The organism is Haematomicrobium sanguinis DSM 21259, from assembly GCF_000688395.1.
GTDB classification, from domain to species: domain Bacteria; phylum Actinomycetota; class Actinomycetes; order Actinomycetales; family Micrococcaceae; genus Haematomicrobium; species Haematomicrobium sanguinis.
On the sequence record NZ_JIAG01000007.1, the window covers coordinates 1 to 25,814 of the forward strand.

26 protein-coding genes are annotated in these 25,814 nt (G+C 62.4%); 11 read left to right on the forward strand and 15 right to left on the reverse strand.

From position 1 onward, the window contains the following. Positions 1 to 393 precede the first annotated feature (393 nt). Positions 394 to 1,701, forward strand: a complete 1,308-nt coding sequence (locus tag O148_RS0107350; RefSeq protein WP_026530399.1) for a Mur ligase family protein — start codon at positions 394 to 396, stop codon at positions 1,699 to 1,701. Then, positions 1,702 to 2,418, forward strand: a complete 717-nt coding sequence (locus O148_RS0107355) for a type 1 glutamine amidotransferase (RefSeq protein ID WP_026530400.1) — start codon at positions 1,702 to 1,704, stop codon at positions 2,416 to 2,418. A gap of 91 nt (positions 2,419 to 2,509) precedes the next feature. Here O148_RS0107355 and O148_RS0107360 read toward each other — a convergent pair whose 3' ends face one another. The 3 genes from O148_RS0107360 to O148_RS15425 are packed head-to-tail and all read right to left on the reverse strand — an operon-like array spanning position 2,510 to position 4,682. Continuing rightward, positions 2,510 to 2,908, reverse strand: coding sequence for a VOC family protein (locus O148_RS0107360; RefSeq protein WP_026530401.1), 399 nt, complete (start codon positions 2,906 to 2,908; stop codon positions 2,510 to 2,512). 48 nt (positions 2,909 to 2,956) lie between these two features. Beyond that, positions 2,957 to 3,385 (reverse strand): helix-turn-helix domain-containing protein, encoded by a 429-nt coding sequence (locus O148_RS0107365; RefSeq protein WP_026530402.1) that lies wholly within the window; start codon positions 3,383 to 3,385, stop codon positions 2,957 to 2,959. After that, positions 3,378 to 4,682, reverse strand: coding sequence for a CapA family protein (locus O148_RS15425; protein WP_084157190.1), 1,305 nt, complete (start codon positions 4,680 to 4,682; stop codon positions 3,378 to 3,380). Before O148_RS15425 ends, O148_RS0107365 begins: the two co-directional genes overlap by 8 nt. Before the next feature lie 94 nt (positions 4,683 to 4,776). Here O148_RS15425 and O148_RS0107375 point away from each other — a divergent pair, with 94 nt between their 5' ends. Next, complete coding sequence (locus O148_RS0107375) at positions 4,777 to 6,804, forward strand: M3 family metallopeptidase (RefSeq protein WP_026530403.1); 2,028 nt, start codon at positions 4,777 to 4,779, stop codon at positions 6,802 to 6,804. Between the two features lie 97 nt (positions 6,805 to 6,901). Here the strand turns inward: O148_RS0107375 and pdxS are convergent, their stop codons facing one another. The 9 genes from pdxS to O148_RS0107420 form a co-directional block, all read right to left on the reverse strand. Further along, entirely contained in the window at positions 6,902 to 7,825 is a 924-nt protein-coding gene (gene pdxS / locus O148_RS0107380) for a pyridoxal 5'-phosphate synthase lyase subunit PdxS (RefSeq protein ID WP_026530404.1), read from the reverse strand. Between the two features lie 78 nt (positions 7,826 to 7,903). After that, positions 7,904 to 8,506 (reverse strand): phosphatidylinositol phosphate synthase, encoded by a 603-nt coding sequence (pgsA, locus tag O148_RS0107385; protein WP_026530405.1) that lies wholly within the window; start codon positions 8,504 to 8,506, stop codon positions 7,904 to 7,906. Positions 8,507 to 8,512: 6 nt separating this feature from the next. After that, the gene (locus O148_RS15430) at positions 8,513 to 9,088 is read right to left on the reverse strand and encodes an HIT family protein (RefSeq protein ID WP_051619977.1); all 576 of its coding nucleotides are present in this window, start codon (positions 9,086 to 9,088) and stop codon (positions 8,513 to 8,515) included. Positions 9,089 to 9,097: 9 nt separating this feature from the next. Beyond that, the gene (thrS, locus tag O148_RS0107395) at positions 9,098 to 11,116 is read right to left on the reverse strand and encodes a threonine--tRNA ligase (protein WP_026530406.1); all 2,019 of its coding nucleotides are present in this window, start codon (positions 11,114 to 11,116) and stop codon (positions 9,098 to 9,100) included. Between the two features lie 97 nt (positions 11,117 to 11,213). Next, a complete protein-coding gene (locus O148_RS15435; protein ID WP_051619978.1) occupies positions 11,214 to 12,383 on the reverse strand; it encodes a PQQ-dependent sugar dehydrogenase in 1,170 nt (389 codons plus the stop codon). Continuing rightward, positions 12,326 to 12,910: a GNAT family N-acetyltransferase gene (locus O148_RS17060; RefSeq protein WP_051619979.1), complete on the reverse strand. Its 585-nt coding sequence runs from the start codon at positions 12,908 to 12,910 to the stop codon at positions 12,326 to 12,328. Before O148_RS17060 ends, O148_RS15435 begins: the two co-directional genes overlap by 58 nt. A gap of 194 nt (positions 12,911 to 13,104) precedes the next feature. Beyond that, positions 13,105 to 13,899 (reverse strand): TrmH family RNA methyltransferase, encoded by a 795-nt coding sequence (locus O148_RS0107410; RefSeq protein WP_240470824.1) that lies wholly within the window; start codon positions 13,897 to 13,899, stop codon positions 13,105 to 13,107. A gap of 86 nt (positions 13,900 to 13,985) precedes the next feature. After that, positions 13,986 to 14,768, reverse strand: coding sequence for a sulfite exporter TauE/SafE family protein (locus tag O148_RS0107415; protein ID WP_026530408.1), 783 nt, complete (start codon positions 14,766 to 14,768; stop codon positions 13,986 to 13,988). A 14-nt stretch (positions 14,769 to 14,782) separates the two neighbouring features. Then, a complete protein-coding gene (locus tag O148_RS0107420) occupies positions 14,783 to 15,577 on the reverse strand; it encodes an ABC transporter ATP-binding protein (RefSeq protein WP_026530409.1) in 795 nt (264 codons plus the stop codon). 78 nt (positions 15,578 to 15,655) lie between these two features. Here O148_RS0107420 and serB point away from each other — a divergent pair, with 78 nt between their 5' ends. Further along, positions 15,656 to 16,639 carry a phosphoserine phosphatase SerB gene (serB, locus tag O148_RS18110; protein WP_240470825.1) on the forward strand — a complete coding sequence of 328 codons (984 nt, stop codon included), beginning with the start codon at positions 15,656 to 15,658 and terminating at the stop codon, positions 16,637 to 16,639. A gap of 61 nt (positions 16,640 to 16,700) precedes the next feature. Here serB and O148_RS0107435 read toward each other — a convergent pair whose 3' ends face one another. Beyond that, positions 16,701 to 17,450, reverse strand: a complete 750-nt coding sequence (locus tag O148_RS0107435; protein ID WP_026530410.1) for an SDR family oxidoreductase — start codon at positions 17,448 to 17,450, stop codon at positions 16,701 to 16,703. Between the two features lie 120 nt (positions 17,451 to 17,570). On the opposite strand from O148_RS0107435, the gene O148_RS17065 reads away from it, so the two are divergent. After that, on the forward strand, positions 17,571 to 19,532 hold the full coding sequence (locus O148_RS17065) for an HNH endonuclease signature motif containing protein (RefSeq protein ID WP_084157193.1): 1,962 nt from the start codon (positions 17,571 to 17,573) through the stop codon (positions 19,530 to 19,532). A 23-nt stretch (positions 19,533 to 19,555) separates the two neighbouring features. Here the strand turns inward: O148_RS17065 and fabG are convergent, their stop codons facing one another. Further along, positions 19,556 to 20,293: a 3-oxoacyl-ACP reductase FabG gene (gene fabG, locus O148_RS0107445; RefSeq protein WP_026530411.1), complete on the reverse strand. Its 738-nt coding sequence runs from the start codon at positions 20,291 to 20,293 to the stop codon at positions 19,556 to 19,558. 185 nt (positions 20,294 to 20,478) lie between these two features. On the opposite strand from fabG, the gene O148_RS0107450 reads away from it, so the two are divergent. Genes O148_RS0107450 through O148_RS0107460 form a run of 3 tightly spaced genes read left to right on the forward strand, consistent with a single transcriptional unit; the run spans position 20,479 to position 21,976 of the window. Further along, the gene (locus tag O148_RS0107450) at positions 20,479 to 20,856 is read left to right on the forward strand and encodes a DUF3099 domain-containing protein (RefSeq protein WP_051619981.1); all 378 of its coding nucleotides are present in this window, start codon (positions 20,479 to 20,481) and stop codon (positions 20,854 to 20,856) included. Then, a complete protein-coding gene (locus O148_RS0107455) occupies positions 20,853 to 21,083 on the forward strand; it encodes a hypothetical protein (RefSeq protein ID WP_026530413.1) in 231 nt (76 codons plus the stop codon). The genes O148_RS0107450 and O148_RS0107455 overlap by 4 nt, the downstream gene beginning before the upstream one ends. Beyond that, positions 21,080 to 21,976 (forward strand): SURF1 family cytochrome oxidase biogenesis protein, encoded by an 897-nt coding sequence (locus tag O148_RS0107460; RefSeq protein ID WP_026530414.1) that lies wholly within the window; start codon positions 21,080 to 21,082, stop codon positions 21,974 to 21,976. The genes O148_RS0107455 and O148_RS0107460 overlap by 4 nt, the downstream gene beginning before the upstream one ends. 78 nt (positions 21,977 to 22,054) lie before the next feature. On the opposite strand, the gene O148_RS0107465 is transcribed toward O148_RS0107460, so the two are convergent. Then, positions 22,055 to 23,653, reverse strand: a complete 1,599-nt coding sequence (locus tag O148_RS0107465; RefSeq protein ID WP_026530415.1) for an ABC-F family ATP-binding cassette domain-containing protein — start codon at positions 23,651 to 23,653, stop codon at positions 22,055 to 22,057. Positions 23,654 to 23,821: 168 nt separating this feature from the next. Between O148_RS0107465 and O148_RS0107470 the strand changes: the two genes are divergently transcribed. The 3 genes from O148_RS0107470 to O148_RS0107480 are packed head-to-tail and all read left to right on the forward strand — an operon-like array spanning position 23,822 to position 25,735. Next, positions 23,822 to 24,424: a biotin transporter BioY gene (locus tag O148_RS0107470; protein ID WP_035745469.1), complete on the forward strand. Its 603-nt coding sequence runs from the start codon at positions 23,822 to 23,824 to the stop codon at positions 24,422 to 24,424. Further along, a complete protein-coding gene (locus O148_RS0107475) occupies positions 24,417 to 25,121 on the forward strand; it encodes an energy-coupling factor ABC transporter ATP-binding protein (RefSeq protein ID WP_026530417.1) in 705 nt (234 codons plus the stop codon). The genes O148_RS0107470 and O148_RS0107475 overlap by 8 nt, the downstream gene beginning before the upstream one ends. Next, positions 25,118 to 25,735, forward strand: a complete 618-nt coding sequence (locus O148_RS0107480; protein ID WP_026530418.1) for an energy-coupling factor transporter transmembrane component T family protein — start codon at positions 25,118 to 25,120, stop codon at positions 25,733 to 25,735. The genes O148_RS0107475 and O148_RS0107480 overlap by 4 nt, the downstream gene beginning before the upstream one ends. Positions 25,736 to 25,814 lie beyond the last annotated feature (79 nt).

The following is a 25,814-nucleotide window of genomic DNA, read 5'->3' on the forward strand; positions in this document are numbered from 1 at the left end:
TTTGAAGAATGACTCGCTGCTCAAAACTCAACCGCGAATACGCCCTCCCCCGCGCCCTCACGCCCCCGCCGCTCTCCATCAACGCCGTGTCCGGTACACGAGGACCCGTCATGCCCCCGCGGGAGCCATACACCAGTTCCATACCAGCCAGTCTGGCAAACCTGTTCACACTCGTGCGCGCCACCCCGACACGCTCAGCCACCCGCACCGCGATAACACCCCGAGCAAGCAAATCAAGGCACAACGAAACCTTCCACCACGGAATCACAGCAGGCACGACACACACTCCAAAAAACTCAGGTGTTGCACTAGCCCCTTGAAACCACCCGCCGGATAAGCGTCACAAGTGGCAACTCGCGAAAGGGGGGCGGCGCAGAATGTAGGCTTTTATCTATGCGACACCTTTTGGCGACTGTGATTGGAAAGGCCGTCCGGGGTGTAGCCGGACTACGCGGAGGCGGTAGCGCCGCCCCCGGTCTTGTGGCAGAAAAGATCGACCCCCAGTTCCTGCCGCGAGCCCTCGCGAACCTGCCCTACGGTGTGGTTGTCGTCTCCGGCACGAACGGCAAAACGACCACCACCAAAATGCTCGTCGAACTCCTGGCGGCACAAGGCCTCACGGTTTTCACCAACCGTTCCGGTTCCAACTTCACCCGCGGCGTCGTCGCGTCGGTGCTAGCCGAAAAGGGAATTGCCGGGAAGGTCAACGCGGATGTCGCCGTCCTGGAACTCGATGAGGCCCACGCCGTACACTTCGTGAAACTCGTTTCCCCCCGCACGAGCCTGCTTCTGAACGTCATGCGGGATCAGCTCGACCGTTTCGGCGAAATCGAGTACACGGCCAATCTGCTCGCAGCGATTGCCGCCGCGACCACGGACACCCTGGTCTTGAACCGCGAAGATCCCCGTATCCGCGCCCTCGCCGCCAAAACCCAGGCAAAAAACGTCGTCTACTACGGGCTCTCAGCCGACCTGCGCCGCCTCTTCCCCACCGACGATGAAATGCGCGAGGCCGAGGTCACCGCCCAAGGCGACGGCGAGCATCACCAGGAACACACTTCCGGCGACCGGCCCCCGAACGCCGCGGTAACCCTCACCCAACAGTCCGGCACCAGCGCAGCCTTCGAGATCGCCGGCAAAGAATTCAGCACCGAGCTCAAGGTCAACGGCCTTTACAACACCTTCAACGCCGCCGCCGCGCTAGCCACGGCCCAAGCAATCCTCGGCGACAACGCACAGCCGCAACCGCTCATTGACGCGCTCGGGACCGTTGAACCCGCGTTTGGCCGCGGCGAAGCGCTTACCGTGAACGGCCAGCCGCTCGAGTTAGTGCTGGTCAAGAACCCCGCCGGTTTCCGCCTCGCGCTCAAGTCCTTCCCGGCCGCTGACTATGCCACCATGATTGCGATCAATGACAATTACGCCGATGGCCGCGACATGTCCTGGCTCTGGGACGTCGACTTCGATTCGCTCGGTGAGCGCGGCGTCCAGATGGTCTCGGGCGTGCGGGCGGCGGACATGGCCTTGAGATTGAAGTACGACGGCGTGGCAGTCACTTCCCTGGACGAAGCGCTACCGAGCGCGTTGGCTACTTTCATTAACGGGAATCCGGGGCAGCCGAAACGGATTTATACGACGTACACCGCAATGCTTGCGCTTCGGCGTGAACTCGCGAAATTCACCGACGTGAAGGCGATCTAAATGGCCGAACTCACCATCATGCAGCTCTACCCCCGCGACATGAATATTTACGGCGACTGGGGCAATGTGCAAACGGTCGCGAAACGTGCCGAGTGGCGCGGGATCGATGTGAAACTCGTTGAGCACAATCCCGGTGACACTTTCGTCACCGATATTGACCTCATCGTCGGCGGCGGCGGCCAGGACTCCGGTCAAGACGTGGTTGCCGAAGATTTGCAGCGCATTGGCTCAGAACTGCGCGCCATGGCACGCGACGGTATGCCGATGCTCATGATCTGCGGGATGTACCAACTCTTTGGCAACCGCTTCATTACGCGCGAGGGCCACACGATCGAGGGTATAGGGGTCATCGATATGGAAACCCGCGGCGGCCCCGAGCGTCTCATCGGAAACACCGTCATTAGCTCCCCTGAGTTCGGCGACGTGATCGGCTACGAAAACCATTCTGGCCTGACCTATTTGGCCGACGGCGTCGCGCAACTCGGCACCGTCACATTGGGCGCGGGAAACAACGGTGAGGACAAGGGCGAGGGGGCCCGTGTGCACGAGGTGATTGGCAGTTATCTGCACGGTTCGCTGTTGCCCAAGAACCCCCGCATTGCCGACCATCTGCTGGGAGTGGCGCTCCGCCGTCGTAATTCTGATGCCGTTCTGGAGCCCCTGGACGTTCCGTTTGAAACCCGCGCCCGCGAAACTGCCCAAACCCGCCCCCGCTAACGCAAATTTCATGGCCAAACTCACGTTTCATGTCCTCCTAACGCCATGAAACGTACGTAAGACCATGAAATTTGCGCGCGGCGGGAGTCCTCTAGGCGCGCTGGTTAATGCGCAGCACGTTGCCGCTCGGGTCGCGGAAGGCGCAGTCGCGCGGGCCCCAGGGCTGATCGGTCGGCTCTTGGAGAACATCCGCGCCGATCGCGACACCACGGTCGAAAGCGGCTTGCAGGTCATCGACCTCGAAGACGAGCATGGGCATGGTGCCCTTGGCGACGAGTTCGCCGATGAGCTTGGAGTCCTCCTCATTCCGGCCGGCGTGTGGGGCGGACAGCACGATTTCAGCGCCCTCACCGGAACCGAGGGTTAACCAGCGCATCCCCTCATACTCGACGTTTTGCGTGGTCTCGAGTTCGAGGACAGTGCGGTAAAACTCTCCGGCGGCTTCGACATCGAGAACGGAAATGTTGGCGTATTTCAATGTTGTTTTCATGACTTCAGCCTAAAAGTCAACCACCGGGCGGCGCTTCTCGAAAACTGCTCAGCTTTTGCGCTCAGGCGTCCGGGGCACACCTGGCCGGGAAAACTCCCGCGCCACACAGCTTGGCAGTGCATTGATCGCGGAATGGTCTGCTTCACGGTACGCACTCGGGCTCAGCCCGGTAATCGCGAGAAAGCTAGACGAGAACGAGCCCAGCGAGGACGCGCCCACCGCGAAACACGCATCGGTCACCGAAGCGCCTTGGCGCAGCAACACCATCGCTCGCTCAACCCGGCGCGACATCACATACTGATAGGGCGATTGGCCAAAAGCGATCTTGAACCGCCGCGAAAAGTGCGCCGCGGACATGTACGCCTTTGCCGCAAGATGCTCCACATTCAACGGCTCCGCGTAGTGCCGGTCCACGTAATCGCGAACCCGACGCAGGAGCGCCAACTCGTCAACGTCTAACGCGATGCGCTCAGCCACCGGCGCCGCTTTCGACGCTCGCCGGGTCCTGCGTCGGGATGGCAGACGGATCGCCGGGCATCGGGTCCTCGGTCACCTTCCATTCACGTGCACCATCCTCGGCCGCACCCATGGAGTTTACGGTCGCCTTGGTCCGCTCATAACTCGCAGCATCCATGGCCGGGTCGCCGCACTGTCCGTTAGGCATATCCTGCGCCACCGAGCACCAGCGATACGGGTTGTCCCGAATCACCGAGGGCGCCCACGCCAAGTCGCTGGTTTGCCAGGTGCCGTCGGGCTGTTGCGCGAACTGGAAGCGCGCGATCATGCCCTCATTATTGACCACATAGGTTGGTGAGAGCTCGGTCAGCATATTGCCCATCCCGTACACAATCCATTTGCCGTTGTACTTTTCGATCGGCAACACCGAATGCGTGTGCTCGCCGTATACCGCGTCAAACTGTCCGCTATCGATGAGAGCGCGGGCGGTCGTGGTTTGCTGTTCGTTCGGGTAGTCCACGTATTCTTCACCCGCATGCATGTTCGCGAGCACCAGGTCGGCGCCCATTTCGCGGGCCCGTTGAGCCTTGGCAATCATGGTGGGCGCGTCCAGCATGTCCACCTGCCACGGAGCCTCGGGAACAAGCCCATTTAACCCATACGTCCCGGTGATGATCGCAATTTTGGCGCTCGGGGTGTCCATGATCAGCACACCGCGCGACTCGGCCTCACTGCGATACGCACCGGTGTGCGGTAACCCGGCGGCATCCAATGCGTCCACCGTCCGCATCAGACCCTCGGTCCCCTGGTCGATGGTGTGGTTGCTCGCGTTGTCGCATGCGTCAAAACCCACGCCCTTGGCCGCCGTCAAAATTTGCGGCGGTACGTTGAAGGACGGGTACGCGCTAAACGGCCCCTCAGGCGTGCTCACCGGAGTTTCCATATGACAGACCGCGAGATCCGCGTTGGTCACATACGGCCTGGCCCCCTCCATGAGCGGCCCAAAATCCATCCCCGCCTCGCCCGCGCCGGTCACCGCGGCGTCGGCGCGCGCTTGCGCCCACAGCTGCGTGTGAATCAGCAGATCCCCGGCGACCGTCACCGACGCGCACCGCTCCGTCGGACACGTTGGCCCCACCCCGGGGCTCGGCGTCGGCGTGGGCTCTTCGCTCTGTCCGGAAGGTTGGGAAGGCGCGGAAGGCGCAGGCGGTGAGCCGCCCGCGGTGGAGGCATCGCCGTCGTTATTCACAGCCGTGCACCCGGCAAGCGCAATCAACGTTGCCGCCGCGGCCGCGAACCGCCACCATCGCGCACGCATAAATACCCCTCCACCCTGTTACCTCAAACCCAGTGACATCAAACCCTGTGAGCACTCTCACAACCACCCTATCGCTGTGACATAGGGTGGACGTATGACCAACTCACCCGTTGCCGAAAATCCCCTGCTCACCCCCAGCACGCTCCCCTACCAGCTTCCCGATTTCGCGAACCTGCGCGCCGAGCACGGCGCCCCGGCCTTCCGCGCCGGGATGGATGAGGTTCGCGCCGAGATCGATGCGATCGTGAACAACCCGGAGCCGCCCACCTTCGAAAACACCGTCGAGGCGATGGAGCGCGGCGGGCAGACTCTGGCGCGCGCGGCCACCTACGTCTTTGCGCTCTCCAGCGCGCTCGGCACCCCGGAGTTTGACGCGGCCGAGAATGAGGTCGCCCCGCTGTACGCGCAGTTCCGCAGCGAGCTGTACATGAACCGCGGGCTGTATGAGCGGATCAAGGCGGTATCCGAATCGGGTGCGGCTTTCACCGCCGAGCAGCGGCACTTGCTGGACGAGTTGCTCCGCGACTTCGAGCTAAGCGGCGTGAATCTCGGGGCGGCCGAGGGCGCGCGGCTGGTGGAGATCAACTCGCGCATTGCCGAATTGGAGAGCCAGTTTGGGCAGACCGCGACCCGCAATCGGCAGGCCGCGGCGCTCATTGTCGACTCCGCGGACGAGCTTGCCGGGCTGACCGACGGCGAGATTGCCACCGCGGCGGCGCTGGCGGCGGACAACGGACACGAGGGCAAATACCAGATCTCCTTGCTCTCCCCGTCCTCCCAGCCTGCCTTGGCTCGCCTACAGGACCGTGATGTTCGACGGCGATTGCTCGCCTCTTCGCTCGCGCGCGGGCTTGGCGACGGGGGAACCACCGCGATCCTGCGGGAATTGGTTGCGTTGCGTAGCGAGCAGGCCGCGATCCTCGGTTTCGATTCGCACGCCGAATACAAGATTGCCGATCAGACGGCGCCGGGCCTGGACGCGGTCATGGAGATGCTGACCCGGATGGCCCCGGCGGCTCTGGCAAATGCCGAGCGCGAAGCGGAAATCATGGCAGAAGTTGCCGGGCATGACATCGAGGCGTCCGACTGGGCGTTCTATTCCGATCAGGTCCAGCGGGAAAAGTATGCGGTCGACTCCGAGGCGCTCAAACCCTATTTTGAGTTGAACCGGGTGCTCAATGACGGTGTGTTTTTCGCCGCGAACCAGGTGTATGGGGTCACGTTTACCGAGCGCGAGGATCTGGTGGGCTACCACCCCGATGTGCGGGTGTGGGAAGTGTTCAACGAGGACGGATCTCCGCTCGGGCTCTTCTTGGGCGACTACTTTGCGCGCGAGACGAAAAAGGGCGGCGCCTGGATGAATAACCTGGTGGACCAGTCGGGTCTGTTGGGGAACAAGCCGGTCGTCATGAACAACTTAAATATTCCGAAGCCGCCCGAGGGGTCCCCGGCGCTGCTCACCATGGACGAGGTACGCACCGCTTTTCACGAGTTCGGCCACGCGCTCCACGGGCTGTTTTCCGACGTGTACTACCCGCGGTTACAGGGCACGAACGTTCCTCGGGACTTTGTCGAGTACCCCTCACAGGTCAATGAGATGTGGATTCTGTGGCCGGAGGTCATTGCGAATTACGCGAAGCACTACGAGACGGGAGAACCGCTACCCGCTGAAACGGTGGTGAAGTTGCAGGAGGCGGCGCTCTGGGGCGAAGGGTTTGGCACCACCGAATATCTCAAGGCCGCGCTCCTCGACCTTGCCTGGTATGGGAGCCGCGATGCCCAGGTTCCCGAAGATGTGGAGGCTTTCGAGACCGAGGCGATGAACGCCGTCGGACTTCAGTATGATTTGGTGCCGCCACGCTACCGGAGCGCATACTTTGCGCACATTTTCGCGGGCGGCTACTCGGCCGGGTATTACTCCTATATTTGGTCCGAGGTGCTGGACGCGGAAACCGTCGAGTGGTTCAAGGAGAACGGCGGAATGACCCGTGAGAACGGCGACAAAATGCGCTACGAGCTGCTCGCCCGCGGGAACTCGCGCGACCCGCTCGAATCCTTCCGGGCGTTGCGCGGCCGAGACGCAAGCGTAGAGCCGCTCCTGAAGAAGCGAGGGCTCGCCTAAACCGCGGCACATCCCGTAATTGCGTTTTCATCCTGTAATTGCAGGATGAAAACGCAATTGGCGGATGAACGGCCAAGATGGGACCTCTTGGAGGGACTTACCAGCCGCGCTCGGCGAGCCGGTGCGGTTCCGGAATCTCCTCCACATTGATACCCACCATCGCTTCGCCCAGCCCGCGGGAGACATTGGCGATCACGTCGGGGTCGTCGAAGAAGGTGGTGGCCTTGACGATGGCCTGGGCGCGTTGGGCGGGGTTGCCGGATTTGAAGATGCCCGAGCCGACAAAAACGCCGTCGGCGCCCAGCTGCATCATCATGGCGGCGTCGGCCGGGGTGGCAATGCCGCCTGCGGTGAAAAGCACCACCGGCAGGCTACCGCGTTCGGCAACTTCCTTGACCAGCTCGTATGGCGCCTGGAGTTCCTTGGCGGCGACGTACAGTTCATCCGGGGCCATCGAGGTGAGCTTGGCGATCTCGGCGCGGATGGTGCGCATGTGCGTGGTGGCGTTGGAAACGTCGCCGGTGCCGGCCTCTCCCTTGGAGCGGATCATGGCGGCGCCTTCGGTGATGCGGCGGAGCGCTTCGCCAAGACTCGTGGCACCGCAGACGAAGGGCACCGTGAAGTTCCATTTGTCGATGTGGTTGGTGTAATCGGCCGGGGTGAGGACCTCGGACTCGTCGATGTAGTCGACACCCAGGGATTGAAGCACCTGAGCCTCAACAAAGTGCCCGATCCGGGCCTTGGCCATGACCGGGATCGAGACGGCTTCGATGATGCCGTCAATCATGTCCGGATCGCTCATGCGCGAGACGCCCCCCTGAGCGCGGATGTCCGCGGGAACGCGCTCCAGGGCCATCACCGCCACGGCGCCGGCGTCTTCGGCGATCTTCGCTTGCTCAGGAGTGACGACGTCCATGATGACGCCGCCCTTGAGCATTTCGGCCATGCCGCGTTTGACCCGGGTGCCGCCGGTTGCGGGCTGTGCCGTGTCGGTTGCGGGAGTGTTGTCTGGGTTGCTCACGGTTGTGGTCACCGGGGCCCTTTCCTGGTTGGTGCTGTGAATAGTTGGTTCAGTGTCCTGGCACGAGGCAAGGCCGCGTCAATGGGTTTGTTGATACACCGCTCGGACGCGCTGATAAATGGTGAAGAGGCTGGCCAGCGCAAGCAGAATCAAGCCCACCGTCAGGAATGCGGGGTGCAAACCGAGACCGGTGAGCCCGGTTAAGAGCAAGACCACCAAGATCCGTTCGGCACGTTCGGCGATTCCGACGTTCGCGTTCAACCCTAGGGATTCCGCCTTGGCTCGCGCGTACGACACGACCTGGCCACAGACCAGACTAGCTAAAGCCGCATAGCCGATCACCGGATTGTTGCCTCCGGTGAAGAACCAGATCGCTACCCCGGCAAAGATGACGCCGTCCTGAATGCGGTCCATTGTCGAATCGAGGAAGTTTCCCCACTGGCTGGATTGCCCTTGCAGGCGCGCCATAATCCCATCGACGATATCGGAAAAGATGAACAGGGTGATGAAAAGCGTTCCCCAGAAGAGTTGCCCGAGCGGGTAGAGCACCAGTGCACCGGCCGCGATTGCGACGGTACCGCCAATGGTGACGGCATCCGCACTCACGCCGAGACGCAAAAGTGCCCTAGCCACCGGGGTAAAGATCCGCGTAAACAGCTCGCGGGCATATTTGTTCAACATGGGCCGCTAGTTTCCCTTGCCTTCGGCGGGCTCCGGCGCGCTGCTGACCCAGTTCTCTGCGAGCTGTGTTCGCATGTCGCCCAGGGTCTGTGTGATCGCTTTGGTCTGCGCGATGATCGGCAGGAAGTTGGAATCACCGCCCCAGCGGGGCACCACATGTTGATGCAAATGCTGGGCGATCCCGGCACCGCCAACGGCGCCTTGGTTCATGCCGATATTAAATCCGCCGGGATTGGCGACCTTGGTGAGCGTCCACATGCACTGCTTGGTCAGTTCACCCATTTCCAGCATTTGCGCCTCGCTGGTTTCGGTGTACAGCGAAATGTGTTCGTACGGACACACCAGCAAGTGCCCCGCGTTATAGGGGAACAGGTTCATGATGACGTAGCAGGTCTCCCCGCGGCGGACGATCAGCGATTCCTCGTCGCTGCGATCCGGTGCGGCACAGAAGGGGTCACGGTTGTCCCCCGCATACTGCTCCTGGCCGCCCTTGACGTAGGCGAGCCGGTGCGGAGTCCACAGACGCTGAAAGCTGTCCGGAACCCCGGGCAATTCGAAGTCATCCTGAGGGATATCTGCCACGGTGCGCCCCTAGCTGTTGTCTCGGGATGCGATCGCGCCCACAATTTTGGCGATCGCATCTTCGATGGGTACGCCGTTCTCCTGCGAGCCGTCGCGGAATCGGAAGGACACTGCGCCTGCTTCGGCATCCTCGCCGCCGGCAATGAGCACAAACGGCACCTTGTCCTTGGACGCGTTGCGGATCTTTTTGGGGAAACGGTCGTTGCCATCGTCCAGCTCCGCCCGAACGCCGCGAGCCTTGAGGGCGCGCACCACGTCTGCCAGGTAGTCGTTGAACGCTTCTGCCACCGGTATTGCACGCACTTGCACCGGCGAAAGCCATGCCGGGAATGCCCCCGCGTAGTGCTCGGTCAGCACTCCCAAGAACCGTTCGATCGAACCGAACTTCGCGGAGTGGATCATGACCGGCTCTTGCCGGGTGCCGTCGGCAGCTTGGTACTCCAGGCCAAACCGTGCGGGTTGGTTGAAGTCATACTGGATCGTGGACATTTGCCAGGTCCGGCCAATGGCGTCACGAGCTTGCACGGATATTTTGGGACCGTAGTATGCCGCTCCCCCGGGATCGGGGACTAACTCCAAACCGGTATCCCGAGCGGCCTGCTCCAGCACCGCGGTGGCTTCCGCCCACTGCTCATCGGACCCAATAAATTTGTCTGAATCCTCATCCCGCGTGGAGAGTTCCAGATAAAAATCGTCCAGGCCAAAGTCCCGCAAGAGCGAGAGCACGAAGTTCAGCAGGTGCTTCACTTCCTCAGGGGCCTGCTCCTTCGTGACATAGGAGTGGGAATCGTCCTGAGTCATTCCTCGCACACGGGTCAGCCCGTGAACCACGCCGGATTTTTCCATCCGGTACACGTTGCCGAACTCGAAGAGTCGCAGCGGCAACTCACGGTAGGAACGCCCGCGCGCACGGTAAATGAGATTGTGCATCGGGCAGTTCATGGCTTTCAGCCGATACTCTTGGCCCGCTTTGGTGAGGTTACCGTCGTCGTCTCTTTCTTCATCCACCACCATGGGCGGGAACATGCCATCCGCGTAATACGGCAGGTGGCCGGAGGTGTGAAAGAGTCCGTCCTTGGAAATATGCGGGGTGCCCACGTATTCGAAGCCCTCTTCGATGTGGCGGCGGCGCACGTAGTCTTCCATTTCGCGCTTGATGACCCCGCCCTTGGGGTGGAAGACCGGCAGCCCCGAGCCCAGCTCGTCCGGGAAGGAGAACAGGTCCAGTTCCGAGCCGAGCTTGCGGTGATCGCGGCGTTCGGCCTCGGCCAGACGCTCCTGGTAGGCGCGCAGTTCTTCCTTGCTGGGCCAGGCAGTCCCATAAATGCGCTGAAGCTGCTTGTTCTTTTCGCTGCCGCGCCAGTACGCGGCCGCCGATCGGGTCAAAGCGTAAGCGTTGCCAATTAGCTTGGTATTGGGCAGGTGCGGGCCGCGGCACAGGTCTTTCCAGACCACGTCCCCGCTTTTGCGATCCACGTTGTTGTAGATCGTCAGTTCGCCGCCGCCGACTTCGACGCTCGCGCCCTCGGCGGCGTCCGCACCGGCGCCCTTCAGCCCGATCAGCTCCAATTTGTAGGGTTCGTCGGCCATGGCCGCGAGGGCTTCGGTCTCTGAAACCACCACGCGTTCAAAGAGTTGATTCTGATTGACGATGCGCAGCATCATCTTTTCCAGTTGCTTCAGATCGTCCGGCGTGAACGGCTCCTCAACGTCGAAATCGAAGTAAAAGCCGTCGGTGATATAGGGGCCGATGCCCAGCTTCGCGTCCGGGCGCAGTTGTTGGACGGCTTGTGCCATGACGTGCGCGGCGGAGTGGCGCAAAACATTGAGGCCGTCCGGCTCTTCAATGCTGACCGGTTCAATAACGGCGCCCGCTGGTACCTCGCGGGAGAGATCCCACAGTTCGCCGTCGACCCTCATCACGACGATCTTTTTGTCATCGCCGAACAGGTCAAACCCGGTAGTCCCGCCGGTCACCGTGGTCGCTTCGTCAACGATATTGACGGTGATCTGCTGGGGCTCTGACACGGGTGTCTCCTTTGTTGTTGTCCGGCATCATGACTGCTCACCTACGGACGTGAACGTCTGCCGCATCCAGTTTAGCCCGAGTCGACACTGCGCAAAGTTACTCCGGCACCCCCATGGAGTAGATTCCGCTAGCCTCGGCGCTATCGGTCGCGAAGTACAGCAACCCGTCGGCAATGGCCACATCCCGCACCCGCTCACCGCGATCGGCCACAAAGTCCCCGGTGAGCGAGGCCGAGGAACCATCCAACGTCACCTCAAAAACACGCCGCCCCATCAGCGCGGCGACAAAGACGCGACCGTCCTGCTCCACGATCCCGCTCGGCGACGCGTCCGCAGTCACCGGCCACACCACCTTGGCATCCTGAAACCGCGGGTCCCCCGGTGCCCCGGTCACGGTCGGCCAGCCATAGTTTGCGCCTGGGGTGATGAGATTGAGCTCATCATCGACGGTGGGCCCGAATTCGCTAGACCACAGGTTGCCTTCCGCGTCCCAGGCAAAACCCTGCACGTTCCGATGCCCGATCGTATACACCGGCGAGTCGCCAAAGGGGTTGCCAGGCGCGGGGCGACCCTCAGGGGTCACGCGCAATATTTTTCCGGACAGCGCGGCCCGGTCCTGCGCACTGGAGGCGACCTCCGCATCGCCGGTCCCGATGTACAACATCCCGTCCGGCCCAAACTTGATGCGCCCGCCGTTGTGCCGATACGCCCGCGGAATGCCGGTCAACACCTCGGTGGGTTCGCTGAGACTGGGAGCGTCGAGATTCACCGTCATGGAGACGACGCGATTGTCATTCGCGGTGGTCAGGTACACAAAAATCTTCTGGTCGGAGGCGAAATTCGGGCTCAGCGCGAGCCCTAGCAGACCGCCTTCGAGCGTGTTGCGGTCCACTCCGGGGACGGTTCCCATATCCACCGCCCTGTCGCCATCGAGCAGGCGAATCTTGCCGGTGTTGCGCTCGGTGAACAGTATCCGGCCGTCTTCCAGCGGTGCGAGTGCCCACGGCGTGGTCGCGACGGTTCGTTGCCGCAACGCGGTATCGACGCTCTTCGTAGCTTGCGGGGCGGTTGCGTTAGAGGTCGGGGTTGCGGTTCCGGTCGCGCTGATGTCCGACGGCGTTGCCTCCGCAGCGGTCGGCTCACCTTCGCTTCCTCCCGGAGTGCAAGCAGAGGTGAGAAGCGCGAGCGTGGCGAGCAACGCCGTCGTGCTTAAGACTCTGCGCGAGGTTCGGCGGCTTTTGCTGTTGGGGCTGACATGAGCTTCCACCTCTCCAGTATCCCACCCAGCTCGGCGCTGAACAGGATGCCGTTTCCGGCACCGGACACTCCGGAAAACGTGACGCCATGAAAGTCCCTGCCTCGAGCAGCTTCGCGGAAGCCGAAAGGCTCGTGGAGGTGAATTGAGGGATGATTCATCGCATTGACGACGAAATGCACCTGATCATGGTGGTTGCCGGCACGAGGGTTGGTGTCCAGCCAGGCCGCTCTGGCCGCGATGAGTCGCTGCGCGATCCCGGTGCGTCGCCAACCGGGTGCCACCACGATGCCGCCGAGATAGTTTCCGGCGGGAGCTTCGCCAGACGGCTGCTCATAAAAGTGGGTCTTCGCCCAAGCGACTATTTCGCCATCGACTTTGGCCACGAACAAGGCTCGCCTTGGATCCTCGATCACTTCACGGACTTGGTCGCCGGTGGTCTTAATATCGTTTGCGTTGAGGAAGTTAGAGATTCTGCGGGACTCGGATGCGTTCGGCAGGACGATTCGGGCCGTCACGGCCGTGCGTCCAGTTTTCATTTTGATCCACCTCCCACTCCGCTAAACTAAATGTGAAGTCTCCGGCACAATGCCTCTGTCGAACTTGAGTCGGCATGCAGCCGGGTTTTTTCATTGCCCACCATCATCTCACTCAAAGTGCCTCTCCCTCGTTTCGCATCCCCGTACCGCGTTTCGAGAGACGTATGCGGGGCTGAAAGTGCGGTAGGGGGATGTCAAACGAGGGAGGAGAGGGTGTAGAACGCGATGGCGCTGGCCGAGGCGACGTTCAGCGAATCGACGCCATTGCTCATCGGAATCACGACTCGCCGGTCGGCGTGGGTCACGGCGGCCTCGCTCAACCCCGCGCCTTCGGTGCCTAGCATGAGCGCCACCTTCTGCACCGCGCCCGCCGGGATGTTCCCGAGCGGAACCGAACCCGCTCCAAGAGCGAGCGCCCAGACCTCGAACCCCTGCTCGCACAGCTCGCCGAGGGCATCCGGCCAGGACTCGGCCCGCGCCCACGGTACCTGAAACACGGCACCCATGCTGACCCGGATCGCTCTGCGGTACAGCGGATCGGCACATTGCGGCGACAGGATCACCCCCTCAATACCGAGAGCGGCCGCGTTGCGGAAGATCGCACCCAAATTGGTGTGGTCCACCACGTCCTCGACAACGGCCACCCGGCTCGCCCTAGCCACGACATCCGCCACCGAATGCGGGTCGGGTCGCCGCATCGCCGCCAACGCGCCGCGATGCAAATGGAATCCGGTAATGCCTTCCAGGACCGCATCGGAGCCGACAAACACGGGTGCCGACGGGTACGCCGCAAACACGTCCGCAAGCGAGTCCACCCACTTTTCCGCCAGAAAAAAACTGAGCGGCTCATGCCCGGCATCGAGCGCGCGCCGCAACACCTTGGAGCTTTCGGCAATATAGATCCCCGACTCCGGCTCCACCCGACGCCGCAGCGCCGAGTCGCTCAGTTGGGAGTAGTGGGCCACCCGCGGGTCGTCAACGCTCTCCAACCACGTGAGCCTGCTCTCAGGTACACCTCTTATGGCAACACGTTTCTCGGTGTCGCTGCCCTCGGGGACACTCTCGGGGACACCGCTCACAGCACGCCCGCCAGTTGTAACAACATGTTCGTCAGCGCGGCAAGCCCGAGGATCACAATGACCGTGCGCAACACTACCGGCGAGAGCCTGCGCCCAATCTTCGCCCCAAAATACCCGCCGATCAGCGAGGACACCGCGATCACCGCCACCACCGGCCACGCGATCCGATCAAACGCGAATATCAAATAAGACACCGCGGCGACCACGTTCACCAGCGTGGTCAGCAACGTTTTGAGCGCGTTGGCTTGCTGCATGGTCCCGGCGAGAAAAATACCCAAAATGCCGATCAGCAAAATGCCCTGCGCAGCCACAAAGTAGCCGCCATATACTCCGGCCAGAAACACCAACACCAGCAACTGCCACGGGTGCTCCTTGGGCGCCTCCACCTTCTCTCGCCGAGCCGCCAAAACCCGCTGCAACCGCGGTTGAAAGATCACCATGAGCAGTGCAACCACAATGAGAATGGGCGCCACGATGGCGAAAACCGATTCGGGCAAATGCAATAGGAGCGAGGATCCGATGATCGCACCGAGCACCGACGCCGGCGCCAGCTTGGCGAGCGTGCGCCCCTGACCGCGCAGCTCCTTGCGGTAGCCCCACGTCCCCGAAAACCCGCCGGCAACCAGGCCCATCGCATTGGAAATCGACGCGGTGACCGGGGCATACCCGAGCGCGAGCAAGACTGGGAACGTGACGAGCGTCCCGCTGCCGACAATGGTGTTGATCGTTCCGGCCCACAACCCGGCCAGCGCAATCAGGACCCCTGAAAGCACATCCATGAATTCGCTCGACCCTAGCGGCGCGAAGGTGACTTAGCAAAGGCGCTGTACCGCGCGCCGTCGTGCTTCACGTCCAATGGCACGTCAAACGCCTCACTCAGCGGCCCCTCGGTGAGCACCTCATCAATGGGACCCGCGGCAACCACGCCGCCCTCGCGCAAAAGCAGCGCGTGGGTGAAGCCCGGGGGCACCTCCTCAAGGTGATGGGTCACAAGGACGATCGTCGGGGCTTCCTCATCCTGCGCGAGTTCGCCCAGGCGGCGCACCAAATCCTCGCGTCCGGCGAGGTCGAGTCCGGCTCCGGGCTCGTCCAAAAGCAGGAGTTCAGGGTCGGTCATGAGCGCGCGGGCGATCTGCGTCCGCTTGCGCTCGCCCTCGGAGAGCGTGCCAAACTTGCGGGCCATGAGCGGCGCCATCCCCCAGGCTTCGAGCAGATCGAAGGCTCGTTGGGCGTCCATGCGCTCGTATTCTTCGCGCCACCGCCCGGTGACCCCGTAAGACGCTGTCATCACAGCGTTCAGCACCGTCTCTTCCTCGGGGATGTGGGTTGCCAACGCGCTGGAGGCGAGGCCAATCCGCGGCCGCAATTCGAACACGTCGACGGCACCCAGCACCTCATCCAAAATGCCCACGACGCCGCTCGTGGGGTGCATGCGCGCGCCCATAATCTGCACCAGCGTGGTTTTCCCCGCCCCGTTGGGCCCAAGGATCACCCAGCGCTCCCCCTCCTGGACCTGCAGCGAAATCGAGTCGAGTAGCTTCTTTTGACCTCGGATGACGGTGACGCCGGCAAGTTCAAGAACGTTCATGACTTTGAGACTAGGCTAAAGGGCGGCGCTGTGAGAAACCGCTACGCCGAGCGGACCCAAAATCGCCGAGGAGTTAACGTGCCCATTGACGTTGCCGCCGTGCTTCGCGACGCTTTGCCGGCCGGTGCCGCGCCGCATCGGCTGACCGTTTTTGGCGCCTCGGTTCCCGACGCCGCGCTGGGTTTGGTACAAAGCGCGGCGCTGGCTGCGGGCTGGCAGATTCGCAGCTCGCAGTTCGATTCCGGCGCCGGGTATGAGGCGAACGTGTGGGAATTGAGGTACGACGGCGGCGCCTCACCTTTATCGCCGGGCGGCACGGTGGAAGCGGGTGCTTTGCGGGACGCCTTGCGGGATGCATTGCGAGGGGAAAGCGAGTCCGTCGGCGCACTGGAATTCGCACTAGTGGGCGGGGCTTTGGCCACTCCTGGGCCCAAGATGCTGATCATGGACGTGGATTCCACGCTGATCCGGCAGGAAGTGATTGAGTTGCTGGCCGCGCGAGCGGGCGTGGAAGACCGGGTTCGCGCGGTGACCGAAGCGGCGATGCGCGGTGAACTTGATTTTGCGCAGAGCCTTCACGAGCGGGTGGCAACCCTCGCGGGCTTGCCTGCGTCGGTGATCGACGACGTGGTGGCTGAAGTGCAATTTACCCCGGGTGCGCTGGAGTTGGTGCAGGCGTTTCGTTCTGCTGGGCATCCGGTGACCGTCGTCTCCGGAGGCTTCCGGCAGATCCTGGAACCGCTTGCAGCTCGGGCCCACATCGACGAGCACCTGGCGAACGACCTGGAAATTGTCGACGGTCACCTCACAGGGCGAGTCCTGGGCGCCGTAGTTGATTCGGACACCAAGGCTCGCATGCTCCGGGAATGGGCGGCCAAGTATGGTGTCGGCACGGAATCAGTCGTGGCGGTGGGCGACGGCGCAAATGACATTCCCATGGTGCAAGCTGCTGGCCTTGGGGTGGCGTTCAATGCCAAGCCCGCGTTACGCGAGGTCGCCCATGTGGAACTGGACCTGCCGAGCCTCGCGCCGGTGCGGCTTTTCGCCGAACTCGAGTCTTGAGCTCGCGGTTTCGCGCTCCAGCCGTTCTGGCAGGCACGACATTACCGTCGCGCTGTGATGACTACTGGCGATCCAGGAAGTCCTGTGCGCCGCCGACCAACTCGGTGTGGCCGCTTGGGACGTCGGCCTCAACCATTTTTGCGACCTCAGCACCGAATTCTTCAACGGAGTAAAGCTTGCCCGCAGCTTCCCGCCGGGCTTCGATGGCGCCAGGGCGAGCGCGGTCCAACAGCAAGGCCGTGACGGTGCCCTCGATCATGTCGCCGGAGACGACAACGAGCGAAATGCCCTTCGACTCGAGTTCTGGAATCAGGTCGCGCAGGGCGTCCTCGCCGGCACGCTTGGTCTTCGCGACCGCATCATATTCCGACATGGTTTCGACATCGTTGATGAAGTGCGCCTGGTGGCTGGTCACAAACACGATGCGCCCGCCGTTCTCCATCTTTTCCGCGGCGGCCTTTGCCATGTTGACCTGTGCGTCACGGTTCAGGCGAAGCGCATAGTCCTCTCCCATGTCCGATTCCATACCGCCGGACGCGTTGAGGACCAGTACATCGAGTCCGCCGAAGTTCTCCACAGCCGCGTCGACAAGGGCCCTCGCGCCGGACTCCTCGGTGAGGTCGGCTCCCACCGCTACCGCTTTGCCGCCCTTGTCCTCAATTGAGGCAACAACCTTGTTGGCCCGGGGCGCTTTTTGGCGGTAATTCACGACGACGTTGTAGCCATCTTCGCCGAGCAGGTTGGCGACTACCGCCCCAATTCCTCGAGACGATCCGGTGACGATGGCGGTCTTTGCCTGGTTTTCGGTCATGTTTCCTCAATGTGTGCGAGTCGAAGTCGTTTCCCCCCATCCTAATATGGTCGTCGGATCGATCGAAGTGTACTAATTAGCACAGTTGGCATAGTACTGATATTCTGATAAGCTTGGTTCATGGAAGCACAAGATCCAGTGGCGGATCTGACCGCCCTCTACGAGCAACACGGCGCCGTGCCGGGCTTTGCGGTAGCGCTTGAGCATCTCGTTGCCTCCATCTCATCGGCCGTGAATGAGTTCCTTGCCTCCACTGAATCACCCGGCTCTGACATTGAGAATCAGGGAATTTCCGCACCGGACCAGCCCCCGGCCAGCATCGCCTCGCTCGATCAGACCACCGAGTGTTTAGGGCATTCGCTGGAGGGCCTGAGCGTTATCAAGGCCCAACTGGAGAACTGCATTCTGACAGCGAGCCATTCTTTGCACGTCGAGAACACGGTGCGCCAAATTGCGATAGAAATGGATACCCCGTCGCGCGGACGCAAACGCCGCCAACCGCTTCGTGACGGCGAGGCTGCGCTCACAAATGCCTTCATTGATGCGCGTGTGTTGACTAGCTCCGAGATCTCTACTGCATTTCGATGCAGCGATAAGCTCGCGCTTGGGCTGATGTTTGAGGGCGAGCAGCTCGCCCGGATGCCTCGACTCAACGATCTCTCGCGCCACGGCAGCATTCCCACGTGGCAAGTTTCTGCTATTACTCGGTACGCGCCGGACCTCGTGGGCGCCACGTTGCACGAGTATGACGCGAAGCTCACCGATTTTGTCACCAGCGGAAGGCGCGCATTACGGACGCTGAACAATCGAGCACAAAAGGTGTTTAACACGCTTCACCCCGAGGCATCTAGCGTCCGTCGCAAGCGCGCCCACGAGAAGCGCACGGTCTACCTGGAACCCGAATTCGATGGTCTCGTCACCCTCATCGCAAAATTGCCCGCGGAAGCCGGCGTAGCCATCGACAACACACTCAACGACCTCGCCGCCGCCGTCAAAACGGAACGGACTGCCGATACCCGTACCGCCGCACAGATCAGGGCCGACGCGCTTGTCGCACTGGTTCTCGCGCCGCCACGCGCCTCGGACAACCCGGTCGCACGGACGGCGACGAAGTTTGCCTTGACCATGGATGTGGGCAGCGAGTTCCCGAAAGCCGTGCCCTTTCTCGGCAAACGCATTCCTTGGCACCACTGTGGCGAAACCGCTTCCCTGGGCGCGCTGGCGGACCGCGGGCACCTCGACCCGGAAGCCACGGCACGGATCCTGCAGGGGCGTTCGTTCGCGCGCGGTCACGGTGGCGTGCTCCGCGCCGCCGGCTATACCGGGGCGCATCGCGACGCCGATTTAGATCGAGTCGACAATGTGGCCGACGCAGGTCTATACAGCGCGGATCCAGTCGGCACAGATCAACACGTCGCGGATCGATACAGCGCGGGCCCAGTCAGCGCAGATCCAGATAGTACAGATCAGGACAATGCGGAGGCAGGGAATCCCCTTCGCACTCTCGCTCAGTCCGAACCGGTCGACCCGGCCGGCTCCTCCGCCCCTCCCGCCGCGCCCGCCGCTCTTGACAACATCCTGGATGGCCGAGTCCGCGCCAACGTCATCGTGACGATCCCCTACTCGGTTCTCACCGGAGAATCAGACGTGGGAGCCCACGTGGACGGCATTGGTGAAATCAGCGCAGAATCGGCGCTCCGGATAGCAGCCCTCGCACCGACGTTGACCCGAATGTTGACCGACCCGGCGACGGGAGTTGCCCTCGGACTGGAGCAAAACCGGTACCGCGTTGATGCCAAATTGCGCGAGTACCTCATGGCTCGCACCCAATCCTGCGAATTCCCCGGATGTGGTGCATCGGTTCATCGCACCGACGCCGACCACATCCAGGATTGGCGCAGCGGCGGAAAGACGAACCCGGAAAATCTCCAGCTGCTGTGCCGAAAGCACCACAACCTCAAGACCCATTTGGGTTGGCGATGTCGAAGACTCGACGACGGCAGAACCGAATGGACCTCACCACTTGGCTCGATCTTTTACGCGGCTCCGGTACCGTTACACGAACCAGATCCCCCGTTCTAGGTTCTGGATTCGGTCCCTGGCGCTTAGTGCCCCATCATGAGGCCGCCATCGACCGGGATCAGCGCGCCGGAGATGTAGCCTGCTTCCTCGCCTGCAAGCCACCGCACCACGTTTGCGATTTCGCTCGGCTCGCCAAAGCGGTCCGCGGGAACACGCGAACGGTAATCGTCTTGCAGTTCCTTGGACAGTTCGCGAGTCATGTCGGTGTTGATGAATCCGGGTGCCACCACGTTGGCGGTAATGTTTCGCGACCCGAGTTCGCGAGTGATCGAGCGCGCCATCCCCAAAAGCCCCGACTTCGATGCCGCATAGTTGACCTGGCCCGGCGCACCGGCGAAACCGCTCACCGATGAAATCAGCACAATACGGCCGCGGCGCTTACGCAACATTCCTTTTATGGCGCGCTGCACCACACGGAAAGAGCCGGTGAGGTTGGTGTCGATGACGGAGGTGAAGTCATCCTCGCTCATGCGCAACAAAAGTGTGTCTTTTGTCATACCCGCATTTGCCACCAGTATTTCTACCGGTCCCTGTGCCGCCTCGACCTCGGAAAATGCGGCGTCGATAGAAGCGGCGTCACGCATGTCTGCTTTCACGCCGAGGACGCCTTCTGGCACCTCACCGGAACGGTAAGTCACGGCAACCCGATCGCCATTTGCCACAAATGCATCGGCAATCGCCCGGCCAATCCCCCGATTTCCGCCGGTAATGAGCACCGATCGCCCTGTTGCTGGTGCCGTCTCCTGTGCAGCGTCTGCCACGATACAAAACCTCTCCATGGTGGGGGGAAATCCGGACACAATTAGTCGCCGGAACTGCTGTTCAACGAACCATCCTAGCGTTCGCACCCATTTATCGCGGCGACGCCGGACGCCGAGTCCGTGATTTCCCGCCACCGGGCACGCGGGTGGAATAATGGAATGCAGTCCACCGAAAGCAGTGCATCATGAAACCCCCACGTGAGGCGGCGCCCGTTCACGCCATCACCGATGCCACGCGCAACCACACCGTCGACATGAGAAAGCGCATGATTGAGTACGGTGTCGCCATGGGTATTCGAGCGATTTGCCTCGTTCTGGTGTTCGTCGTGGACGGCTGGTGGAAACTTATCCCGATCCTTGGCGCCGTGTTCCTCCCCTTCTTTGCGGTCATGTTCGCCAATGCCGGCGCCGATACCTCCACTGGCAAGGGACCCAACGCGCTGATCGATCAACTCCCGCAAGGAGAAATCGAGGCTCCCCAAGGCACCCAAGGCGAGGCATCGCCGTCGAACATCACCATTGAAGGCGAAGTCATCGAAAACACTGCAGGTAAGGACGCATGAATCTGCTAGGTGGGGGCGAGGCCATCGCCCCAGAAGCCATCTGCTCGCGCAAGGGTTGCCGTCAACGCGCCGAGTGGGACATTGTGTGGCGCAATCCGCGAATCCACACCGCCGATCGGCGCAAGATTTGGCTCGCCTGCGCGGAGCACAAAAATTGGCTTGAAAACTATCTAAAGGACCGCGACATGTACCTCGAAACCCTCCCGCACCGCGAGGGCGCCGCGTGAAGATCAAGCAATACCGGTTTCTGCTGAGCAGCCAGTGGTTAGGATATCTTGCGCTGGCCGCCGCGCTGGCGACCGTGTGTGTGTTCCTCGGCAATTGGCAGCTGGATCGGCGCGCCACCGTGGTCGCAAACATTCAGCGCATTGAGGCCAACTATGATGCCGCGCCGCGCCAACTCGCCCCGGATTTCCAGCCGTTCAGTGATTTCCAGAAGAACCAGGAATGGACGCCGGTGCAATTGACGGGCACGTACGACGGCGATGCCGCGGTTTTGGTGCGAAACCGGCCTTTGAATGGGAAGCCAGGGTTCCTTTCCTTGGTGCCCTTCCGCCTTTCCGACGGAAGCGCGGTCATCATTAGCCGCGGGTGGTCGGCCCCCAGCGATAGCGACAATGCGCGCCCGGCGAACGTTCTAGTGCCGCCGACCGGCGAGGTGACGATTACCGCGCGTGTGCGTCCCGGGGAGCCCGAAGTAGCGTGGGGAGCGCCCGAGGGGCAGTTGGCGTCAATCAATTTGAAGGACTATCAGAAGCGAGTGGACTACCCGCTCGCCACCGGCGCCTATGGTGCGCTGGCCTCGGAAAGTCCGGCACCGCCCGAGGGCATGCCGCCGCAGCAAACCAAACCCGCCCTCGATGAAGGACCGCACCTCTCCTATGCCATGCAGTGGTTTGCGTTCGCGGTCATGATGTTCATCGGGTACGGGTATGCGGCGTGGGCGCACGCCCGAAACGAACGGTTGGCGGCAGAAGAGGCCGCCGAACGCGAAGCGCTCGGAGAGGCCGGGATCCAGCATCAAGCCGTCACGATCAAAGCGCCGCGCAAGAAGCCTTCGCGCAAGCCCACCGCCGAGGATGAGGAAGATGCGCTGTTGGACGCGCAGGGGTACCGGTAGGCTAGGGCACCCCTGGCGTGGGGAAATGTGCTTTAGGGAGTTGTACCCGCGGCCACTGAGGCCTCGACTCTCCGCTCGTTAGGCGAGGGTAACCAGGTCGAGGTAGTCGTCGCCCCAGAGGTCTTCGACGCCATCCGGGAGAAGCACAATGCGTTCCGGGTTGAGCGCCTTGACGGCTCCTTCATCGTGGCTGACCATGACTACCGCGCCCTCATAATGCTCCAGCGCCGACAGGATCTCGGCGCGGCTGGCCGGATCGAGGTTGTTGGTCGGCTCGTCCAAGAGCAGCACGTTCGCCGAGGACGCCACAATCGTCGCCAGCGCGAGACGTGTTTTTTCGCCGCCGGAAAGAACTCCCGCCTTTTTGTGCACGTCTTCGCCGGTAAACAGGAACGACCCCAAAATCGAGCGCATCTCGGCGTCCGGCATGGACGGCGCCTGGGAGAGCATGTTTTCCAGGACGGTTTTGGAGGTGTCCAAGGTTTCGTGTTCCTGCGCGTAGTAGCCGATCTTGAGACCGTGCCCCGGTTCGATGGCCCCGGTGTCCGGCTTGTCCACGCCGGCCAGCATGCGCAGCAGGGTCGTCTTGCCGGCGCCGTTGAGGCCCAAGATCACCACACGCGAGCCGCGGTCGATCGCCAAATCGACGTCGGTGAAGATCTCCAGCGAACCGTATGACTTCGAGAGTCCCTTGGCCATGAGCGGCGTTTTCCCGCTCGGCGCCGGTTTCGGAAAACGCAGCGCCGCCACCCGATCCTGGACGCGCTCGGCCTCGAGGCCGCCAAGCATCCGTTCGGCACGCTTGATCATGTTTTGCGCGGCGACGGCCTTGGTGGCCTTCGCACGCATTTTTTCGGCCTGATCCAGTAGGACTTGGGCGCGTTTTTCCACGTTGGCGCGCTCGCGTTTGCGCCGGTGTTCGTCGAGTTCGCGCTGTTCCAGGTACTTTTTCCAGCCCAGGTTGTACATGTCGATCGTTGCGCGGTTCGCATCCAGATGGAAGACCTTGTTGACGGTCGCCTCGAGCAGCTCGACATCGTGGCTGATCACGATCAGCCCGCCCTGATGGTTTTTCAAAAAGTCCCGGAGCCAGGTAATGGAGTCGGCGTCGAGGTGGTTGGTCGGCTCGTCCAACAGCATCGTTTCGGCGTCCGAGTAGAGAATGCGGGCAAGTTCCACGCGGCGGCGCTGACCGCCGGAGAGGGTGCGCAGCGGCTGGGCCAAGATGCGTTCCGGGAGCGCCAAGTTGGAGGAAATCGTTGCGGCTTCGGCTTCGGCGGCGTATCCCCCGCCGGCCAAGAATTGCGCCTCGAGGCGGTCATAACGGGCCAGCGCCTTGTCTCGAACCGCCGTGTCATCGCTTGCCATATCGGCTTGCGCATCCTTGAGTTTGCGCGTCACCACATCGAGCCCTCGCGCCGAAAGGATGCGGTCCCGCGCGAGCTGATCCAGGTTTCCGGTGCGCGGGTCCTGCGGTAAGTACCCGATCTCGCCGCTACGCGAAATGGTGCCGTCGGCAGGCAGGTTCTCTCCTGCAAGGGTCTTGGTGAGCGTCGTCTTACCGGCTCCATTGCGGCCCACCAGCCCGATCTTGTCACCCTTATCGACCCGGAAGTTCACCTCATCCATGAGCAGGCGCGCGCCAACGCGCAACTCGAGATTGGACACGGTGATCATGGGAAACTCCTTGGGAAATGCGCGGCAGAAAAGAGCGCCAGTCCATCTTAGCGAGCGCGATACGCAAAGCCGAATCAGTTGCCGCAGGTCACAGGAATTGCGCCAACGCGAGGCAATTGAATAGTGTTCAATTCTGACGATTTCCCATCCCTGACCTCGAGGTTCGCTATGACTGCCACCGCAACTACCGGTACCCACCAACGACGCCGTTGGAGCGCCACCGACCTTGCCCTCATCGCCGTTTTCACCGCCTTTGTCATTGTGTGTTCCATCCTGCCCGGCATCCCGGTGGGGCCGCTCGGGGTGCCGATCACGCTTCAAACCTTCGCGGTGATGACCACCGCGTTGGTGCTGGGAGGCACCCGCGGAGGCATCGCCGTCGTGCTTTATGTGGTGCTCGGGCTCATCGGGTTGCCGGTATTTTCCGGTTTTCGCGGCGGTATTGGCGTGCTTGCCGGGCCGAGCGCGGGTTACATTATCGCGTTCCCGATTGCGGCCTTCGTGATCGGTTGGGCCGGTTACCGGATTCTGCGCGCGCGCCCGAAGTTCACGCTTTTGTGGTTGGTGGTCGCAAGCCTGGCGAGCAGCCTGGTGATTGTGCACGGGCTCGGTATTCTGGGCATGATGATCAATGCGCAGCTGGCCTTTGGCGCGGCCGTCGCGGCCGACGCGATGTACCTTCCCGGCGATGTGATCAAGACCGTCGTCGCGTGTGCGATTGCGTTTGCGGTGCACAAGGCGTACGGGCGGTTTTTGACGTCGCATGCTTGAGTTTTCCGAGGTCAGCTACACCGTCCCGCCCGCGTACGACGGCGATGCCCCCTTGCAGGTGTTGCGTTCGGTATCGCTCGTGGTGCCGGAGAGACGGGTGTCGGTGCTGGGCCTGAACGGGTCCGGGAAGTCGACGCTGCTGCGGCTCGTGAATGGGCTGGTGGCCCCGACCTCGGGGTTGGTTCGGGTAGATGGGATGTCGGTAGCGCGCGACGGCGCGGCGGTGCGGCGTGCGGTCGGGTTTGTTTTTACCGACCCGAATGCGCAATTGGTGATGCCGACTGTGCTGGAGGATGTGGAACTCTCGCTGCGGCGTACCGTGCGTGAGGGATCGGATCGGCGGGATCGGGCTCTGGCCGTGTTGGCGCGGCTCGGGGTGGCCGATCTGGCCGAGCGTAGCGTGCACGAGCTCTCCGGCGGGCAGCGCCAGTTGGTGGCGCTCGCAAGTGTGTTGGCGACCTCGCCGAGCGTCTTGGTCGCGGACGAGCCGACCACGCTTTTGGATATGGCGAACCGCGAGCGGGTGCGGCGGGTGTTTGCCGGTCTCGAGCAGCAAATTGTGTTCGCCACGCATGACTTGGAATTTGCATTGGACGCCGAGCGGACCGTCGTGATTCACGAGGGTTCGGTGTATTTCGACGGGGCTCCGTCTGCCGCGGTCGCGGCGTATACATCGCTGGTGGCGAGCCTCGCGTGAACACCTTTGCGCAGCTCTTGGGTGTGTATGTGCCGGGGCGGTCCTGGGTGCATCGGGCGCCGCTGTGGGCAAAATTCCTGGTGTTGCTGGGCGTGACGGTGCTGATTCTGGTGGTGCGGTCGCTGTGGCTGAATGCGGTGCTGGTGCTCGTGGCGTTGCTGGCGTCGCGACTGGTCGGGGTGCGCTGGCGGGTTGTGCTGGGCCCGCTGGTTCCGGTTGTAGTGATGATGGTCTTCATCGGTGGGTTGCAGTGGGTGACGCAGGGGTGGCTTGCGGCGGTGACGACGGTCTCGGGCATTCTTGCCGCGCTGCTCTTGACGCGATTGATCCCGTGGACGACGCCAATGAATGAGATCCTCGATGGGATTGTCGCGGCGGTGCGGCCGTTTCGACGCTTTGGGGCGCGGCCCGAGCTGGTCGCGTTGACGCTTTCGCTGGTGTTCCGGAGCATTCCGCGGCTGCTGGAGATTAATGATTCCGTGCGTGACGCCGCGCGCGCACGGGGTTTGGAGCGGAACCTGCGCGCCCGGTCGACTCCGCTCGTGTTGGAGACGGTGCGCTACGCGAAGCAAACCGGTGAGGCGCTGGCGGCCCGCGGCCTCGACGACGACTAGCCGCCTCCTCTCTATCCCACCGCATTACTCCCCCACCCCTACACTCCGCACACCTACACTCCCCACCCCCTCAATATCG